Below are 17,515 nucleotides of genomic sequence, written 5' to 3' on the forward strand. Positions count from 1 at the left end.
CCGGAGGACCCGGTGAGCTGGTCAGGTCATTCCGCATATGCGCTCCACAAGTGCGACGGATGCCTCGACGGCGAGATCGAGGAATCGGGCGCCGTGCTCGGCCGTCGCATGGCGTGGATCGCCGACGCCTCCGCCGTGTGTGCGATCCGGGATGCCGGCAGTTGTGAAGACGAAGCCCGGTAGGTCATCGTCGTAGCGGTCTTCGGCCGCGCAGCTCATGTCGACCAGTTCGGGCCGGAGCGCGCGGAGGATGGATGTCTCGATGTGATCGGCGTGACCCATGGTCGCGGGTCGCTCGATACCCTCCGCGTCGAGGCGGTCGAACATCAGCGCCCAATAGTCCGCGGCGAACCCTTGGAGAGAAGGGTCTGCCGTATGGATCAACTCGAGGGCGAGGCGTACGGCGGGCTGGTTGCCCCCATGCCCGTTGAGCAGGAGGAACTGCGTGATGCCACTGCTCCGGGCGAGCGAGATGCACTGCCTGGCGGCCGCATCGGCGATGGACGAAGTGCCAACCGATACCGATCCCGACATGGTCAGGTGGTGATCGCTGGCGCCGACTGAGATCGTTGGCAACAGTAGGACTTGGTTCGGGAGCTTGCGCTCGAGACGCCTGGCGACAGTATCCACGATGATGGCGTCAGTTCCGAGGGGCAGATGCCCGCTGTGCTGCTCGACTGCGCCGAGCGGGAGAACCGCGATCGGAGCCATGCCGTCGCGGAAGTCGGCCTCGGCCGAACGGAGTTCCGTGAGCCTCATCGCGCCGCCCACATTTCGATCTCGACTCGCATGCCGAGGAGCAGTTGAACGCCCACCGTCGTCCGGACCGGCCGGGGCTCGGAGAAGTGGCGCAGATATTCGTGGTTGAACTCTCCCCAGTCGCCGAGGTCTGCCAGGAAGACGTTGACCTTGAATACTTGCGAGAGACTCGAACCCGCCGTGGTGAGCTGTCGCGCGCAGTTCTCGATCGTCAGCTTGGTCTGTTCGCCGATGTCGGCGCCCTGCACGTTGCCGTGCGTATCGAGTGGGCCCTGCCCGCTGAGGACGACGAGCTCGCCGGCGGTGACTGCGAGTACCGGAGAGTACGGGCCGGCCGTCGTGTGCTGTGTGGCATCGGCGAAGGTGAGGATCCGATTCATCGCGCGTCCGATCCGGTGGGGAGGAATCCGACGAAGCCGGTGATGAGCCACCGACGTCGGTCGCCGTCGAAGCGAAGGAAGAAGTAGGTCGTCCACGCGAGGTGGGTGGGGCCCGACGGGCTGTCAACCGTACCGTCGAAGACCTTGGTCACGAGCGCGCGACCGTCGGAGACATCGATGCGCTCCAGCCTCTGGGCGGCGTGAAGTTGCTGTGAGAGCAGGTCTCCGTCCATCCCTCTGTAGCGTTCGGCCTGCGCAAGCCAGGAATCGCGATAGTTGTTCAGCGCTGGAAAGGCGAGTCGGATTATTCCGCTTTCGCCGCTGCTGCCCATGAATGCAGCCGCGTCGAAGTCGGTCTCGACGGCGGTCCAGTCGCCGGCGACGAACCCGTCGATATCTCGCTGGATGAGAAGTTCGTGGATCAGCGTCGCGTGGTTCATCCTGCGCTCCCTGCGGCCACGGTCGTCCTGGACAGCTCGTACCGGGCGATCTCGTCGAGGTCGAGCTGCACGCCGAGCCCGGGTTCGGTCGGCACGGCGACTGAGTCACCTTCGAACGTCAGCGGCGCCGTGAGCAGGTCTGACTCTCGAATGAGCCGCCCGAAGATGTCGCTGGAGAGCGTCGCGCCCGCCGTAGCCGCAGCCGCATGTACGGCGCCGGCCTCCATGACACCGAGGTCGATTTCACTGCCATGCCAATAGGGCCGACCGGCAGCGTCAGCCACATGGGCCATCCGGAGGAAGTCTGCAATGCCACTGCTGAAGTTGAAGACGTCCACCGCGCGGTGCGTGATGGCTGCTGTGACATCGCTGATGCGTTGCCCGTGCGATTGATAGCCGAGTGCGACATGCACCGCGATCGGGATCGATGTCCGCGCCCTGAGTTCCGCATACGCGCCGAGATCCCATCGGGGCAGCGGGTCTTCAAGGCAGAGCACGTTGCCGACCGATTCGAGACCGCGTGCGATCCGGACCGCATGACGCAGCTCTCCGAAGCGCTCGTTCGGATCGAAGATGAGCCCGAACTGCGGGCCGCATCTCTCGCGTACTGCCGCGGCCACGCCGACGATGTCGTCCTCGAGCTCGCACTTGAGCTTCAGAGTCGTGGCGCCGCGAGCCTGCGCGGCCGCGGCGACCTCGGCAGCATCGTCCGGCGTACGGTGGCCGCTCCAGGCGCTGACCGGTACGGCGTCCCGGAAGGTTCCACCGAGGAGGGCTGCGAGCGGGAGATCCGCCCGCTTCCCGAGCAGGTCGAGCACGAGGAGTTCGAACCCGTCGTACTCGCGCACCTTTGCGAAGGGCAGCGACTGCCACCGGAGGTTCGACACCTCAGTGCCCACGAGCCGCCTTGCCATCGTCTTCAAGACGTCGTGATCAGGATCCCTGAGCGACTCGCCGATCCCGGTCGTTCCGTCATCTGTCGTAGCGATGAGCAGAACTTTCGAGAATTCGTCGAACTGACGACTCCAGGCAGCGTCCGCTCCGGACGTGATCTTATGGAGCGGCTTATCGAGCTCGCTCGAGTTGATCGCCCCTGGGCGTGCGGGGACGCGCACCTCGATGAGCTCGATCTGTTCGATCTTCATGATCGCCCTTCCGTGTTGTCAAAAGCCATACGCGAACTGCCGGCGTCGACGGTGATCTCGGCCGCAGTGATGGATCTGCTCGAGTGAGAGAGAAGGAAGACAGCCGTGGCACCGATCTCCTCCGGGGTGATGAGACGAGGAATCATCTGACGTGTCCTGATGTACCGCTCGATCCAGCCCTCGGCATCACCCCATTCCGCGAGGATGTCGTGGTTCTGCGGACTGTCGACGAATCCTGGATGGATGATCGAGCAGCGAATGTTCCGGCGGCCGTAGTCCGCCGCAATTCCACGGGTGAGCCCGACGAGGCCGGCCTTCGCCGCCGCGTATCCGGAATAGCCGACGTGTGGACCGAGCGCCTGTACCGATCCGATGTTCACAATCGAACCGCCGCCGCTCGCTGCGAGCTGCGGTATCGCCGCCCGGGCGCAGAGGAAGGCCCCCCGCAGATCGATGTCGTGGAGGCGGTCCCACTCCGCCAGGCTCAGCTCGGCGAGCGGCTTGACCAATCCGACACCCGCACTGTTGACGAGGCCGTGAAGGCCGCCGATTCCGGGGAGCACTGAGCCGAACAGCTCATCGACGCTCGTTTCGTCGGCGACGTCGAGCGCCGCGTCGAACGCATCATGTCCGTCGGCCCGGAGCCTGGCGACGAGGCGCTTTGCAGCCCCATGGTCGCGGTCGGCGACCACGGTGGTCCATCCGGCGGAGGCGATCGCGCGACTGATCCCCTGTCCGATGCCGCTGCCAGCGCCTCCGGTGATGACGACGACTCCGGAGTTCGCGGTCATGGGCGGCCCACCAGTGCTTCCGCGAGGCGGACGAACTCCAGCATCAGAGCACCCCGAACGTCTCGTAGGCCGTGGTGCTCGACATGCCCGACTCGATTGCGGCGCGCGTGCGGGCCTCGGCCTGCACCTTGGTGAGCGCCCGTTCGAGGACTTCGAGCTCGACCGCCTGCGGGATCACCACGACCCCGTCGATGTCGCCCACGATGAGGTCGCCCGGCTGCACCGCGACACCGTCGATCTCCACGGGAATCCGGAAGTCGACAACCTCAGCGCGAGCGCCGGCATCCTGCGCGAACGCCCCGTGGCTGAACACCGGCCAGTCCTGCGCCAAGACCGCGTGAGTGTCGCGGTGGTATCCGTCGATGACAGCGCCGTGAGCGCCGCGGGCTCTTGCTGTGGCGGTGAGGATCTCTCCCCACGCTGCGCATTCGGCGCGGCCGCTTCGGGCGAGGTAGATCTCGCCGGACTGCAGCGAGTCGAGCGCTTCGGTCAGCCTGCCGAAGGGACGTGCAGGGATGCCGAAGGTGTCGGAGATCAGCACCGGCATCGCTCGTCCCACCAGCCGCTTGGACGGGTGCAGCGGACGCAATCGGGGGCTGAGGAACTGGTGGTGGCGTCCTATGGCGTCGAGGACGTCACCGATCACTGGCGTGTGCAGTCGCTGTTCGGCGATCGCCATCCAGTCGAGCGGTGTCTCAGACATGTTCATCGGTCCTCCTCAGGGCGAGTTGGAATCGATGTTCTCGCTCGGGATCCGGGATGGCGTCCAGGAATTTCCATAGGATGTTTTCATGCGTCCGGTCCGCAGCGAGGAGGCTGGTGAGCGCCTCGATCCCGAGGGGCTCGTCCCTACGGATGTTCCAGACCTCGAGTCGACGGCGGATCGATGGATCACCGATCTCGGAGGACTGGGCCCGTTCCTCAGTGTCGGCCGGTACCGATACTTGGAGGCGCAGGAACCGCTGCCCCTCCAGATGCACCCCAGCCTGCTCGTACTGGCCTTCCCGATTCGTGGTCGATTCGAGTTCGTCGTCGATGGCGAATCGATGCCCGTCGAGCCGGGACGGGTCATACTGATCGCGCCAGGCAGCGCGTACTCGACGGGGGTGGGACCCCAGACGCGGGGTGAGCTCCTCTGGCTCGTTTCGTCCGTCGGCGACCGGTGGGTCGACGGGATGATCGATCGGGCGCTGCAGCAGGTCATCGGGGAGCTCATCGCCGGCGGAAGCACCGTCTGGCAGGCTCCCGCTCTGACGCGCGATCTATTGTTGCGAGTGGTGGCGGCCGACCGCGACGGACTGATCGCGCCGATCTGGGGAAGCTCGCTTTGCGCGGCCGCGGTCACCGAGCTCGCACGTGCGAACCAGTCCACCGCGGACGCGGCGCCGATGCATCCCGGCGTGCGCCGCGCCCTCGACTGGCTCGATCAGCATGCCGATGGGTGGGTCGGCACAGGGGATCTCGTGGAGGCGTCGGGGATGTCATCCACGCATTTCTATGAGCAGTTCACTCGGGCGGTCGGTACGACCCCGAAGGACTACATGCTCGAGCGGCGGATCGATCGCGCGCGCGAGTTGCTCGTCACCACCTCCGACACCGTCACCGACATCGCGCACGCACTGGGTTTCGGGTCGAGCCAGCATTTCGGGACCGCGTTCCGGCGTTACGTCGGGATGTCTCCGACGGAGTTCAGGCGGAACGTGTCAAGAGACGACATCTCAAGGGGCGTGGAGAGCAGCACTCTCTGAAGCTGTCCGACCGTGGAGAGGCGCCGGGGTCTCGCTTGCACAGGAAGGTGGTGCACGACGCTGCCGGGGCCTGAACGAGGTCCGCCCACCCTATCCGAGCCTCTGGGAGTCACCGCAAACGTCACAGAACGATTGACCCTTTCGGTCACGTGAACTAACGTCTTCACCCGAAGCTTGCTTAAACGTTTTTGCTGCTTCTTCGGCATCCGCGATGCTCGCTCAGCTCGATCGCATGCAGCACCGCTGACCGAAACCGATTCGCGCCGTCCATGCGCGGCCTGATTAGCAATGGAGCTACTTGATGAAGAGAACGCACCCACCGCGGCGATCTGCCGCAGCCGTCATCGCCGTGTGCGCCGTCACAGTCGCGAGCCTCGGAGCGCTCGCCGCTCCGGTCGCTGCTCAAGCGGCCGACTCGTTCGAGGTCGATGCCGGCCAGCTCACACTGACGCTGAGCGACACCGGCACCGTCACCGAACTGACGAGCAAGATCGACGGTTCAAATCACACCGCTCCCGGGCGGCTTGTATCGCTGATCCGAGTCATGGCAGACGACAGCGCGCAAGATCCGACTTCTCTGTCCTACGACTCGGACAGCTCCACGTTCACGTTCGACTTCGCCCCCAAGAACATCAAGGTGGATGTCCAGGTCGAATCCAAGACCAGCTATGCGACCTTCGAGGTCACCGGCGTCACCGCACCAGATGATGTCGATGTCGAGGCCGTCCTGTGGGGACCGCTGCCCACCAACATCTCGCAGTCAGTCGCAGAAACGGCGGGCGTCGCGTACGACAGTAACTTCGCGATCGGCATTCACGCTCTGAACAACAAGACCATCGGTGGGTGGCCGCTCGAGCTCGACAGCCTCGGCTACCCCGGCGGACAGCCGAACCGAATGGACTACCACATGGGTGCTGCCGCACCGACCGCTTGGGGCAGTGTCCTTCAGGCCTACTCGTGGGACTACACGACGGCGCGAACGCGCACCATCGGTATCCCCGGAGTGCCCGACCAGTACATGCCGGATCAGCCCGTCCCTGCCCTCGCCGGAAGCGACGCGCAACTCGAGGGCTCGAAGATCGCGTTGTTCGGCGCGTGGCGACCGAACATCCTCCCCGTTCTCGAGAACATCCAACTCGGTGAGGGCCTCTACCACGGCACGATCGACGGCAAGTGGCAGAAGACCGCCCAGGCGACGACGCAGTCCTTCCTCGTCCTCAGCGACATCAGCTCTTCGAACATCTCGCAGGCAGCCGCCTACGCGACCCAGGCGGGCATGAGCACGGTCTATTCCCTCGAAGGCGTCTCCGGCCCCTGGGTATCCGACGGGCACCAGGTCTTCAAGCCGAAGCTCGGCGCGACGGATGCCGAGGTCAAGACCACGGTCGACGTCGCGGCGGAGTTGGGAGTGAAGTACGGCGCTCACACTCTCTCCGACTTCATCAGCACCAACGATGGCTATGTTCGGCCCGTGCCCCATCCGGGTCTTGCGAAGGCCGGGAGCGCGTCGCTGACTCGTGCGCTCGATCAGACCAGCACTGAGATCTATGTGAGCGATGCCGTCCCCTTCAAGAACGGCCACGGATCAGTCGTCCAGGTCGGCGACGAACTGATCAGCTTCCGCACCGTCACCACGATCGGTGCGGGTGAGTGGCGACTCAGCGGGGGCTCCCGGGCAGCGTACGGCACCAGCGCAGCGCCACATGCAATCGGGGCGACCGCGAGCCGACTCTGGGCGAACCAGTACGGCGGCTTTCTCGGCGGCCACGACTTGGTCGAAGAGATTTCCTCGCGCTTCGCAGCGGCATGGAACAACACAGGCACACGGGCGATGAGCTTCGATGGCCTCGAGGGCCTGTACAACTCGGAGTACGGCCCCTACGACCTGTCGAACTTCATGTCGAACATGCTCTCCGAAATCGAGGAGAAGGACGGCTTCCTCACGGAAGCGAGCATGATGTCGTCCAACATCTGGGATATGCAGTCGCGGGTCAGTTGGGGCGAGAGCAACACGAGCATGTCCCAGCGTTACAGCAACATGACCTACATGCGGCGCAACTTCCTTCCCTCAATGATCGGATGGCTCTACCTGCGGAACTACGGGTCCGTCCGCGCGCTCGAGTACGACCTCTCCAAGATGGCCGCCTGGAACGCCGGCACCGGGCTCCAGTCGAGCGTGGCGGCACTGGCCTCCAAGGGCGAGTACCTCGCGAAGATCAAGGAATGGGAGGCGGCGCGCAACCTGGGTGCCTTCACGAAGGACCAGCGCAACCGGATGATGGACACCAGCACCTACTGGACGCTGTCCGTGGTCGAGGCTGAAACGAAATGGTCGCTCCAGCAGACCGACAAAGACGGAAATCCGGTGGGTGCCCCTGAGGACGTGTTCGTCGGCAACACCGCCGGCTCGATGAACGTCGCGCTGAACAAGCCGGTGACGCTCAGCGGCAAGACCACGCGCTCGCTTGACTTCGTCAATGACGGCGACACCTCGTCTTCAGGTCACGCCACCAGCCTCAAGGGTCGCGGGGCCGGATGGATGCAGATCGATCTCGGCAAGCCGACGACGGTCAACCAGATCAAGCTGTGGCAGCCCTACGACGACGGTCGGAGCTACCACGATGTCGTCGTGCAACTGTCGAACGACCCGGAGTTCGGCGTCGGTGAAACAGTGACGGTGTTCAACAACGACATCGACAACACGCTGGGACACGGCGCGGGAACCGACGCCGAGTATGCCGAGTCCTCATCAGGCAAGTCGATCCGAGTCGACGATGTCACCGCCCGATACGCGAGATTCTGGGCGAATGGAAGCACCACCAACCCGCACAATGCGTGGGTGGAGGCGCAGATCTTCCAGTCGCCGCGCAACCTCGCATCGGGAATCACCCCGACCTTCAGCGGGGAGATCTCTCAGAGCCCCACGTTCGCCACGGACGGCAGCACGGAGACCAGCGGCTGGGTGGGCCTCACGGCGCCCGGAACAGGTTGGATGCAGCTCGACCTCGGTGGAACGCGCACCATCAACCAGATCAAACTGTGGCAGTACTGGGGCAACGGCCGCACCTACCATGATGTCGTCGTCCAGCTCTCGGATGACCCCACGTTCGAGACCGGCGTGACCACCGTGTTCAACAACGACACCGACAACTCCGCCGGCCTCGGAGTCGGCACCGACGCGGAGTACGCCGAAACCTCGGTCGGGAAGGCGATTCAACTGAGTTCCGTGGACGCTCGATACGTTCGCTTCTGGGCGAGCGGGAACACATCGAACCCGTACAACTCCTGGGTCGAAGCCCAAGTGACAGGGTACTGACGCCTCGCGCGCGAGCGGTGAACCCTGACAGGGTTCACCGCTCGCGTGCGTACATGCGTCCATACGGCGTGGGGAACTGGCGACGCTTCGCACGATTCCTCGCACCCGGATTCTTGACCGAACGATGCAGGAGAGCCATGCCGGCGCGACGGTTCGGAACGGCGCGCGATCGGCGCGCTTATGCGCGAGAAGATCGCAGGTGCGTGCATGACTCCGGTTGCGCGCCCCAGGCTGCCCCTCGAGTACGGCCGAGCACGTCGAGCTCGCCTGTCGCACGCATCGTATGGCAGTCGATCTCACTCGTGGTACTTCTCTCCTCGACCTGGGTGATCGTCGGAACTGCCCTCGACGGCGCGGGCGCGGGTGCGGTCTCCGCAGGTCGCACGGTGTTCTCCTCGTTCGGCTTGCTGGCGCTCGTGCTCATGTCACGGAAGCGGCAGACGACGCCGTCCGCCTCCCGCGGAGTGCCGGATCGCCCGCGGCGCTACACCGCCTGGCAACTCCTCGTTCTCGCGGGTACCGGCGTCGCTGGCTACACCATGCTGTCGACGGTCGCGATCAACCTCGCCGGGCCGATGCTGCCGAGTCTGGTGCTCTCGCTTTCGCCTGCGCTCGTGCTGGTACTCGAAGCAGCTACAACACGGATCCGTCTCAATGTGCGGACCCTGATCGCCACGTGCGGTGCCGTCGGCGGCGCAGTCCTTTACATCGTTCCCCGGTTCAACGGGGCTGCAGACGCCAACCTGGCCGTCGGGGTTCTCGCAGCCTGTGGGGCCATCCTCTCGATGGCCGTCTACAGCATCTACTTCGCGCACGTCCACCGTCATTTCGAGGGCGCCCTGGCTCCGCGGATCCTTCCGATCTTCGCACTCGGCAGCATCCCGCTCATGGTCTGGGCCTGGCTCGATGTGGCAGCCGGTCAGAAGGTCGAACCGTCGAGCATCGCCATGCTGGCGTTCCTTGGCGTCGCCGTCTACGTTCCCGCGTATCTGCTCCAGCACCGGCTTCTGATCAACGCGGGCGCCGCATTCACCTCGCTGCTGGGACTGGCGGTTCCGCCTCTCGTCGGTGTCGCCTCCGCGGCCTTGGGTACCGCCGCTGCGCCCGGGGGACTCCAAATCGCGGGGATCGGAATCACGCTGGCCGGCATGGTCCTCGTGATCCGTGCGAGCTTCACAGGATCCCCCATCGAAAACGAGCTGCGATGAACCGTCGCGTCCGATGAGGAGTGGTGGGAGCAGACATCCACTCAACCCGGGTGCTGTTCCGATCACCGGAGTTGGCGTGGCCTCGCAATCGTAGATCTGTCCCCGTCGAGCTTGCGCGGAACCTTGCGGGGTCAGTGACGGGTCGCCTGGACGTCCCGGCGTACGCGAAGGTGTGTCATGCCGCCGTCGACGTCCAGCGCAGTGCCAGTGATCGAACGGGCCTCCCGCGAGGACAGGTACACGATCGACGCGGCGACCTCTTCCGGGGTAACCATCCGTCCTGTCGCCTGGCGAGCGTCAAGGGCACGACGCTCGGCAGCGGGGTCCGGGAATCGCTTCAGCATCTGGTCGACGAATGGTCCCGACACCGTTCCCGGCCGCACGCAGTTCACCCGGATGCCCTCGTGAACGTGGTCGGTCGCCATCGCATAGGTGAGCGAGAGCACTGCTCCCTTGGAAGCCGCGTACAGGGCGCGCTGCGGTAGCCCGTTCAGGGCCGCAACAGAACAGAGGTTGACGATTGCTGCGGCGTCCGATTTCCGCAGGTGCGGAAGTGCGGCGGCGCTGACCCGGGCGACCCCGGTGACGTTGATGTCGAGAACCCGCGCCCAGTCCTCGTCCGAATTGTCCGCCACGCAACCGACCGCGCTGACCCCTGCGTTGTTGACCAGCACATCGAGTCCGCCGAGCTCGCTGGCGAGTTCGTCGAGCGCCCACGCCACCTGCAGCCGGTTGCGGACGTCCGCGGTGCGATGCATCGATCCGGCGGGCGGCAAGTCGTCGCCGACGTCGAGAACGCCGACGCGGGCCCCAGCCTGCTGGAACGCCAAGACGGTCGAACGGCCGATTCCCGACAGCCCGCCCGTCACGACGACTCGAAGGCCGGTGACTCCCGCCGCCTCTGGGGCGTTCATGCTTGCACCATGGAATGCCGCGCGGAGCCGAGACCATCGATCGCGAGTTCGACCACGTCACCGGCTCGAAGATAGGGATTGCCCTCGATACCGAGGGCGACGCCGGCGGGAGTTCCCGTGTTGATCAAGTCGCCCGGATGGAGAACCATGAACTGACTCAGGTAGCGGATGATCTCTGCCACCGTGAAAATCATGTCGTCGGTGGAACTGTTCTGCCGTGTACGTCCGTTGACACTGAGCGACAACCGCAGCGCTTGAGGATCGACAACCTCGTCCGCGCTCACCAGCCACGGCCCAAGTGGGTTGAACGTCTCGCAGCTCTTGCCTTTCGACCACTGGCCCCCGCGCTCGAGTTGGAACTCTCGCTCAGACACATCGTGCGAGACGACATACCCGGCGACGCACTCGAGCGGGTCGTCCGCTTCGTCGAGATATCGCGCCGTGCGCCCGATGACCACGCCGAGTTCGACCTCCCAGTCCGTCTTCACGGACCCGCGCGGAATCAAGACGTCGTCGTATGGGCCCACAATCGTATCCGTGCCCTTGAGGAAGACGACGGGTTCGGCGGGAATCTCCGTGCCAGTCTCGCGCGCGTGCGCCGCATAGTTCAGACCGACGCAGACCAGCTTGCCCGGTCGGGCGATCGGCGCCCCGACGCGAAGATGGTGGGCATCTTCCAAGTCCCTGAGCTGGTTGCGGCTGACCGCATCGTGCACAGCTGTCACCGGGTCCGATGCCAGGAAGCGCGCGTCGATATCAGCTGTGATCGGCCGAAGATCGAGTGCCCGTCCCTCGTAGTGGACGATGGGTACTTCCGCACCGGGATCGCCGAGGCGTGAGAATTTCACGGGTGTGCTCCTTCGAGCGGTTGTGGTGCGACGTATGGCGACATTCGTCGCCAACAACGTTCAGGCCGTCGTACCGAGTGGAATGTCCGAGGACGGAGAGCTGAACTCGCTTGCATGCGAACTCGTGTCAGCAGCCCGCTGAGATGGCCGTGGTGGTGCCGATGCCGCGCGAGTCGGGCTGCCCATCATCGAAGTACTGCACCAGGTCGGACGCGAGCTCGGGCACGCTACGAGCACCCTGGTCTCCGCGAAGCGACTCCGCGGCCAGAACGCCGACGGCGACGGCCTGTCGCGCGGCGATCGGAGAGGTCTCCGTCCTCCCACCGTCTCGGACGAAGCGGAGGAACTCATCGAGAAGGAGGGGGTCCGCGCCGCCATGTGACCCCATCGCCGCGGGTACCGGGATCACTTCATCCGGCGCAGCGAAGCCGGCATGCCGTTTCGTCCACACATTCACGACACCGTCTGGCCCATCACCGAGATTCTCCAAGCGACCTTCCGTGCCGATCACGGTGTAGTTGCGCCAGTAATCGGGGGTGAAGTGGCACTGCTGATAGGTCGCGAACACGCCGTTGTCGAGTTGCATCGTGATCATCGAAAGGTCTTCAACGTCAGCGCTCGGGCTGATCCCCGTCTGGGCGGTGGGCGGCCAGTTGTCGGTGCTGATCCAGTCGGTCATCATCTCACCCTGGGGAGAGCCCTGCAGACGAGAGTCGCCATAGACGGTGAGGCCGCCCATACCGGACACCCGCTGAGAGTAGCCGCCGGCGAGCCAGTGGATCACGTCGATGTCGTGCGCCCCCTTCTGCAGGAGCAAGGAGTTCGCCCGTGACCGTTCGGCGTGCCAGTCCTTGAAGTAGTAGTCTCCACCGTTGCCGACGAAGTGGCGGCACCAGATGGCCTTCACCTCGCCGATTCGGCCTGACTGAATGATCTCGCGCATGAGCCGGACGACGGGCATGTGCCGCATGTTGTGGCCGAGGTACAGTCGTGTTCCCGTCGACCTCGCGAGCTCGAGCATGTTGTCGGCGTCATCGATGGACGTCGTGATCGGCTTCTCGCAGAACACCGCGACGCCGGAGGTGAGGCAGCGGCTGACCACCTCGGCGTGCGTGTGGTCGGGCGTCAGCACGAACACCGCTTCGACGCCGGAAGCAAGCAGTTCGTCGAGGTCGGCGGTCACGATCGCGTCGGGGAATTGCTCGGCCGCACGCAGGCGGGCGCGTTCGGACGGATCGCAAATCGCCCGGATGTCGACGTCTGGCCTCGCGGCGAGCTCCGCAGTGAGGAGGGCACGCACCCCGAAGCCGATGACGCCTACCGGCATCCGTGTGTTTTCCATTGCTGTTGGTTATCCTTTCGAACCGGTGAAGGCGATGCCTTGGATGAACTGCCGCTGCAATACGAGGAAGACGATGATCATCGGCAGGGAACTCAGCAGAGCGCCCGCCATCAGGAGGGCGTCATCCTTCAGGCGCAAGTCGGTGAGAAGGCTGAGCCCAACACTGAGCGGCATCGAGTTGACGTTGCCCGAGACGACGAGCGGCCAGAGCAGGTCGTTCCACGACCAGAGGGCGGTCAGCACGGTGAGCGCGATGATCCCGGGCTTGGCGAGCGGCAACATGACATGCCAGAAGATCTGCCACTCATTTGCCCCGTCGAGGCGCGCCGCCTCCTCCATGTCCTGTGGCAGCGACTGAAAGAACTGCCGCAGCAGGAACGTGCCGAACACGCTGAACAGCCCCGGGATGGCGATGCCGGTGACGGTGCCGACGAGGCCGAGCCCCTGGATGATCTCGTATTGCGGCAGGATGAACAGCTGCCCCGGAACCATCAGCACCGCGAGAAACGCGATGAACAGGATGTTCTTGCCGGGGAACGAGAAGCGGGCAAACCCGTAGCCCGCCATCGTGCACAGGATCACTTGACCGACCGTGCGGAGCACGGTGAGGAAGACTGAGTTGCCGAGCAGGGTCCAGAACGGGAGCGTGTCGAAGACCTTCTCGTACGCGCGGAATGTGACCGGGTCGGGGAGGATCTGCGGCGGCACCGAAGAGGCTCCGGAGATGGTCTTGAACGAGGTCAGGATCTCCCAGACGAAGGGGAACACCATCACGACCGAACCGAGGATCAGCAGCACATAGGCCCAAGCGAGCGAGCGCTTTGCGGATCCCCCGCCGCTGCGTGGCCGAACCGCCCGGCCGTCGGGCATCGTCAGGGCTGCGGTGCTGTCACTCATAGTGGACCCACTTCCGCTGCAGGAAGAACTGAACTGCGCTGAGCGCGAGGATGATGAGCAGGAGAATGCAGGCGATCGCCGCTGCCGCTCCGAGGTCGTGCTGGATGAACCCCTTCTCGTAGAAGAGGTAGACCAACGTCTTCGATTGGGCGAAGGCGGGGTTCGACACCCGGTCGATCATCAGGTAGACGAGGTCGAAGACCTGCATCGACGCGATCACGCTCAGCACGCAGAGCAGGAAGGTTGTCGGCGAGAGCATCGGGGCGGTGATGGACCAGAAGCGACGAATCGGCCCGGCGCCGTCGAGCTCGGCGGCCTCGAGAATCGACTCGGGGATGCCCTGGAGGCCGGCGGTCAGGATGATGATCTGGGTTCCGAGGGCCATCCAGATACCGATGACCGAGAGGATGACGATGTTCACCCACGGCGTCGAGAGCCAGGCGACACCGGGCAATCCCACCGATTCGAGCGTCAGATTGACGACGCCGTAGTCGACGTTCAGCAGCAACCGCCAGACCAGTGCGACCGCAACGGGCATCGTCACGACCGGGATGAAGAACATCACCCGAAAGAGTCCGCGGAACCGGAGCCCGCGCGTGTTCAGGAGGACCGCGACGACCATGGCGATCGGAATTCCGAGCAAGGCGATCCCTGCGTACAGCAGTGTGTTGACGAGCGATCGGGCGAGGTCGGGTTCCTGGAAGACGGTGATGAAGTTGTCCAGTCCCGCGAAGGTCTCGCCGCCGAACGGCCCGACCTCCTGAAAGGAGAGGTAGATTCCCCTCACGACCGGCCAGAGGTAGAAAACGAAGAGCCCAAGGCCCGCCGGGCCGATGAACAACAACGCCCACCACGCCCGGTTCCGGCCGGGTGGCCGGCGCCTGGCCGCCACCCGGCTCCCCGGGCGCTGCGTCGACGCAACGCCCGGGGCCGGCTCCTCAATGAGGATGTCCGTCATACGAGTGCTACTCCTCGGCGAGCTTCGCGTCGATCTCCCCGGCCATCGCCGAGAGGCCGCTCGCGGTGTCGACCTGGCCGGACAGGATCTCCTTGATGTACTTCTCCTCGATGGGCGTCCATGCGCTGGTGTTCTTGGAGATGGGCAGCGGGGTCGCCTCCGCGACTTCATCGAGGAAGATCTGGGCATCGATCGTCGGCAGCGCGTCGACCCACGCCTGCTGCGTACCGGTGTATGCAGGGATGACCGTCCCTGTCTCTGCCTGGATCTCCGCCCCCTGCTCGCCACTCAGGAAGACGGCGAGCTTCTTGGCCCACTCGACGTTCTTCGAGCTCGCTGAGGCCGCGTTCGCGAGACCGTGGATGACCGAAGTGCTGCTCTCCGGCCCCTCGGGCAGCGGGGCAACGCCGATGACGTCCTTGATCGCCTCGGCCGAGCTGTAGGCGCCGGCCGCCCACGAACCGTCGAAGAACATGCCCATCTTCCCGGAGCTGAACGTATCGCCTGGCCACGTGTCCGTCAGTTGCTGCAGCGTCGGCGACGCACCCTTCTCGATCAGGTCGACCCAGAGCTGCACGCCCTCGGCCGCTTCGGGAGTGGCCATTCCCGACTTCGTCGCGTCATCGGTCAGCACCTCGCCGCCGGCTTGGAAGATGGTGTTGTAGTACGTCATCTGCCCGTACGGCGCCGCAGCGGTACCGTAGACCCCGGCCGACGGATCGGTGATCTTCTCGGCCGCCGTGGCGAAGTCATCCCAAGTCCATCCCTCGGCCGGGTATGCGAGCCCCGCCTTGTCGAAGAGCGCCTTGTTGTAGAACACGCCGATGGTGTCGTAGTCCTTCGGCGCACCGAAGAGCTTGCCGTCGTACGAGTACAGGTCGACGAGGGAGCTCGGATAGTCGGCCGGGTCGATCCCTGTGTCGTCGAGGGAAGCGAGCTGGTCGTTCGAGGCGTAGAGCTGGAAGTTCGGGCCATTCACCCAGAAGACATCGGGTCCCGCGCCGGCCGAGAGCTGAGTCTGGATCTTCGTCCAGTAGTCAGCCGAGGGGATGACCGTGATGTCGACGGTGACGTTCGCGTTCTCTTCTTCGAACGCGTCCGCCGCCTCGCGCAGTGCCGGCTCCTGGTTCTGGTCCCAGATCGTGTAGTTCAGCGTGACCGGCTCATCGCCGGAGGCGTCGCCGGTTCCGGCGGAGCATCCGGTGAGGAGCAGGGACGAACCCGCGAGTAGCGCGATCGCGCCCGCGCTGTACCGGAAGATTCGTGATGGCATTGCGTTTCCTTTCCGCCGCGCCGATGCGACAGCAATTCCGCAGGAGGGGGCCCTGCTTAAACGTTTCGGCATGATTCAACAAGAACCACCGCTTACTGTCAAGTCCCCTATTCCGCCAGGGTGGAACGACGCGCGAAGAGCGCCGGCTTCAGATCAAGCACACGGTTGGCGGGCGTCTCCGAGTCCAATGCCCTTGCCAGTACGAAGTCGACGATCTGGGCGCGCATGTCCACCGCGCCGATCGAACTGATGCCCGCCTGCTCAGCCTGACCCGAGTCACCGATACCGATGATTGCGACGTCCTCGGGTACGCGCAGGCCGAGTTCACGTGCGGTCTGGACCGCAGCGAATGCAGCGAAATCGGTCTCGGCAAATACGGCGGTCGGCGGATCGGGACGGTCGAGAAGACTCCGAGCGCCCCGATACGGGTCCAGCAGGTTCCTCTCGTACTCGACGATGTAGCCATCGGGGATCGGCAATCCGGCTTCTGCCATCGTTGCGATGTAGACCTGCCGACGTGGTCCTCCGTGTGGCTCATCGGCTCCGGACACGGCTGAGAGGCAGGCGATCGCTCGATGATGTTCAATCAGATGCTCCACGGCCATGCGTGCGGCCCCGCGCTCATCGAATCGGATCACGTCGAAACCATCCGGTTCAAGGTCCGATGCGTACACGGCAACCTTGCGAGCCAAAGGTCCGAGTGCATCTCGCCATTGCGTCGACTCCGTCGCATCGGCCGCGGCCACAAACGCGGCATCGAACTCGCTTCTCGCGAGCGCCGACGCGAAGTCCGAGTCCATCGCGATGAGCGTCGTCAGACCGTATTCGGGAGCGCGTTGAGTAAAGGCCTCGGCCAGGCTCAGTGTCCACGGGTCCCCGAGCATGTGCAAAACGAGTTGGATGACTCGGGTACGACCTGTACGGACGGACCGAGCCATCCGATTCGGCAGGTATTTGAGCTCCACAGCGGACTGACGTACGCGCTCAGCGGTCTCGTCCGAGTATCGCGCCCCCTCCTGCACGGAGCCGGAGAGAACATTCGATGCCGTGGCGACCGAGACGCGAGCGTGGGCAGCGACTTCGCGAAGGGTCACCCGTGTGCGCTGCTTGCCCGATCGTGCGTTCATCGTCCCAGAAGCTTAGTCGGCGCAGGCGCCGTCAAGGCGGCCCACGGCGCGGCGGTGCGCGGGGATCGCGCATGTTGGCGCGAAGCCCTGTCGAGACGATGTATCAGATTCATCATGCGCTCTTGATTCTCCTTGCCCGCATTTTCCGTATAAACACAGGGGAAATCTCAAGAGAGGCAGTTGCGGTCGCCCTGAACATCTGATCTAATCCCCGATTGATGGCCGATGTTTCGGAAACATCGGCCAGCCAGAGGGAAGTGAGTGCGCATCGTTCGCGACGCGGTCGGCTGCTGCTCAGCCATCTCCCTCGATGGTCGCGACGAGCGCGCCCCGGTCGCCGAGGTGCGTCCGCAGCGACGAGAAACCGCC

16 protein-coding genes are annotated in these 17,515 nt (G+C 64.7%); 3 read left to right on the forward strand and 13 right to left on the reverse strand.

Going from position 1 to position 17,515, the window contains the following annotated elements; genetic code table 11:
- Window positions 1–21: 21 nt before the first annotated feature.
- The 6 genes from ACFVSL_RS04870 to ACFVSL_RS04895 are packed head-to-tail and all read right to left on the reverse strand — an operon-like array spanning window position 22 to window position 4,224.
- Window positions 22–759: a creatininase family protein gene (locus tag ACFVSL_RS04870; protein WP_386938967.1), complete on the reverse strand. Its 738-nt coding sequence runs from the start codon at window positions 757–759 to the stop codon at window positions 22–24.
- A complete protein-coding gene (locus tag ACFVSL_RS04875; protein WP_386938969.1) occupies window positions 756–1,139 on the reverse strand; it encodes a RidA family protein in 384 nt (127 codons plus the stop codon). Before ACFVSL_RS04875 ends, ACFVSL_RS04870 begins: the two co-directional genes overlap by 4 nt.
- The gene (locus tag ACFVSL_RS04880) at window positions 1,136–1,579 is read right to left on the reverse strand and encodes a hypothetical protein (protein ID WP_386938971.1); all 444 of its coding nucleotides are present in this window, start codon (window positions 1,577–1,579) and stop codon (window positions 1,136–1,138) included. The genes ACFVSL_RS04875 and ACFVSL_RS04880 overlap by 4 nt, the downstream gene beginning before the upstream one ends.
- A complete protein-coding gene (locus ACFVSL_RS04885; protein ID WP_386938973.1) occupies window positions 1,576–2,724 on the reverse strand; it encodes a mandelate racemase/muconate lactonizing enzyme family protein in 1,149 nt (382 codons plus the stop codon). The genes ACFVSL_RS04880 and ACFVSL_RS04885 overlap by 4 nt, the downstream gene beginning before the upstream one ends.
- Entirely contained in the window at window positions 2,721–3,515 is a 795-nt protein-coding gene (locus ACFVSL_RS04890; protein WP_386938975.1) for an SDR family NAD(P)-dependent oxidoreductase, read from the reverse strand. Before ACFVSL_RS04890 ends, ACFVSL_RS04885 begins: the two co-directional genes overlap by 4 nt.
- A gap of 43 nt (window positions 3,516–3,558) precedes the next feature.
- Complete coding sequence (locus ACFVSL_RS04895) at window positions 3,559–4,224, reverse strand: RraA family protein (RefSeq protein WP_386938977.1); 666 nt, start codon at window positions 4,222–4,224, stop codon at window positions 3,559–3,561.
- Between the two features lie 82 nt (window positions 4,225–4,306).
- Between ACFVSL_RS04895 and ACFVSL_RS04900 the strand changes: the two genes are divergently transcribed.
- From ACFVSL_RS04900 to ACFVSL_RS04910, 3 genes are all read left to right on the forward strand, one after another.
- A complete protein-coding gene (locus ACFVSL_RS04900) occupies window positions 4,307–5,263 on the forward strand; it encodes a helix-turn-helix domain-containing protein (RefSeq protein ID WP_386938979.1) in 957 nt (318 codons plus the stop codon).
- 301 nt (window positions 5,264–5,564) lie between these two features.
- Window positions 5,565–8,579, forward strand: a complete 3,015-nt coding sequence (locus tag ACFVSL_RS04905) for a discoidin domain-containing protein (RefSeq protein ID WP_386938981.1) — start codon at window positions 5,565–5,567, stop codon at window positions 8,577–8,579.
- Window positions 8,580–8,881: 302 nt separating this feature from the next.
- On the forward strand, window positions 8,882–9,787 hold the full coding sequence (locus ACFVSL_RS04910; protein WP_386938983.1) for a DMT family transporter: 906 nt from the start codon (window positions 8,882–8,884) through the stop codon (window positions 9,785–9,787).
- Between the two features lie 131 nt (window positions 9,788–9,918).
- Here the strand turns inward: ACFVSL_RS04910 and ACFVSL_RS04915 are convergent, their stop codons facing one another.
- The 7 genes from ACFVSL_RS04915 to ACFVSL_RS04945 form a co-directional block, all read right to left on the reverse strand.
- Window positions 9,919–10,701: an SDR family NAD(P)-dependent oxidoreductase gene (locus ACFVSL_RS04915; RefSeq protein WP_386938985.1), complete on the reverse strand. Its 783-nt coding sequence runs from the start codon at window positions 10,699–10,701 to the stop codon at window positions 9,919–9,921.
- A complete protein-coding gene (locus ACFVSL_RS04920; protein WP_386938987.1) occupies window positions 10,698–11,549 on the reverse strand; it encodes a fumarylacetoacetate hydrolase family protein in 852 nt (283 codons plus the stop codon). Before ACFVSL_RS04920 ends, ACFVSL_RS04915 begins: the two co-directional genes overlap by 4 nt.
- A 127-nt stretch (window positions 11,550–11,676) precedes the next feature.
- Window positions 11,677–12,891, reverse strand: a complete 1,215-nt coding sequence (locus ACFVSL_RS04925; protein ID WP_386938989.1) for a Gfo/Idh/MocA family protein — start codon at window positions 12,889–12,891, stop codon at window positions 11,677–11,679.
- Between the two features lie 9 nt (window positions 12,892–12,900).
- Window positions 12,901–13,788: a carbohydrate ABC transporter permease gene (locus ACFVSL_RS04930; RefSeq protein ID WP_386938991.1), complete on the reverse strand. Its 888-nt coding sequence runs from the start codon at window positions 13,786–13,788 to the stop codon at window positions 12,901–12,903.
- The gene (locus ACFVSL_RS04935) at window positions 13,781–14,746 is read right to left on the reverse strand and encodes a carbohydrate ABC transporter permease (RefSeq protein WP_386938993.1); all 966 of its coding nucleotides are present in this window, start codon (window positions 14,744–14,746) and stop codon (window positions 13,781–13,783) included. The genes ACFVSL_RS04930 and ACFVSL_RS04935 overlap by 8 nt, the downstream gene beginning before the upstream one ends.
- A 7-nt stretch (window positions 14,747–14,753) precedes the next feature.
- Window positions 14,754–16,091, reverse strand: coding sequence for an ABC transporter substrate-binding protein (locus tag ACFVSL_RS04940; RefSeq protein WP_386938995.1), 1,338 nt, complete (start codon window positions 16,089–16,091; stop codon window positions 14,754–14,756).
- Between the two features lie 35 nt (window positions 16,092–16,126).
- Window positions 16,127–17,146, reverse strand: a complete 1,020-nt coding sequence (locus tag ACFVSL_RS04945; RefSeq protein ID WP_386938997.1) for a LacI family DNA-binding transcriptional regulator — start codon at window positions 17,144–17,146, stop codon at window positions 16,127–16,129.
- Window positions 17,147–17,515 lie beyond the last annotated feature (369 nt).

It is taken from the genome of Agromyces sp. NPDC058064 (assembly GCF_042885275.1).
In the GTDB taxonomy this organism is placed as follows: Bacteria; Actinomycetota; Actinomycetes; order Actinomycetales; family Microbacteriaceae; genus Agromyces.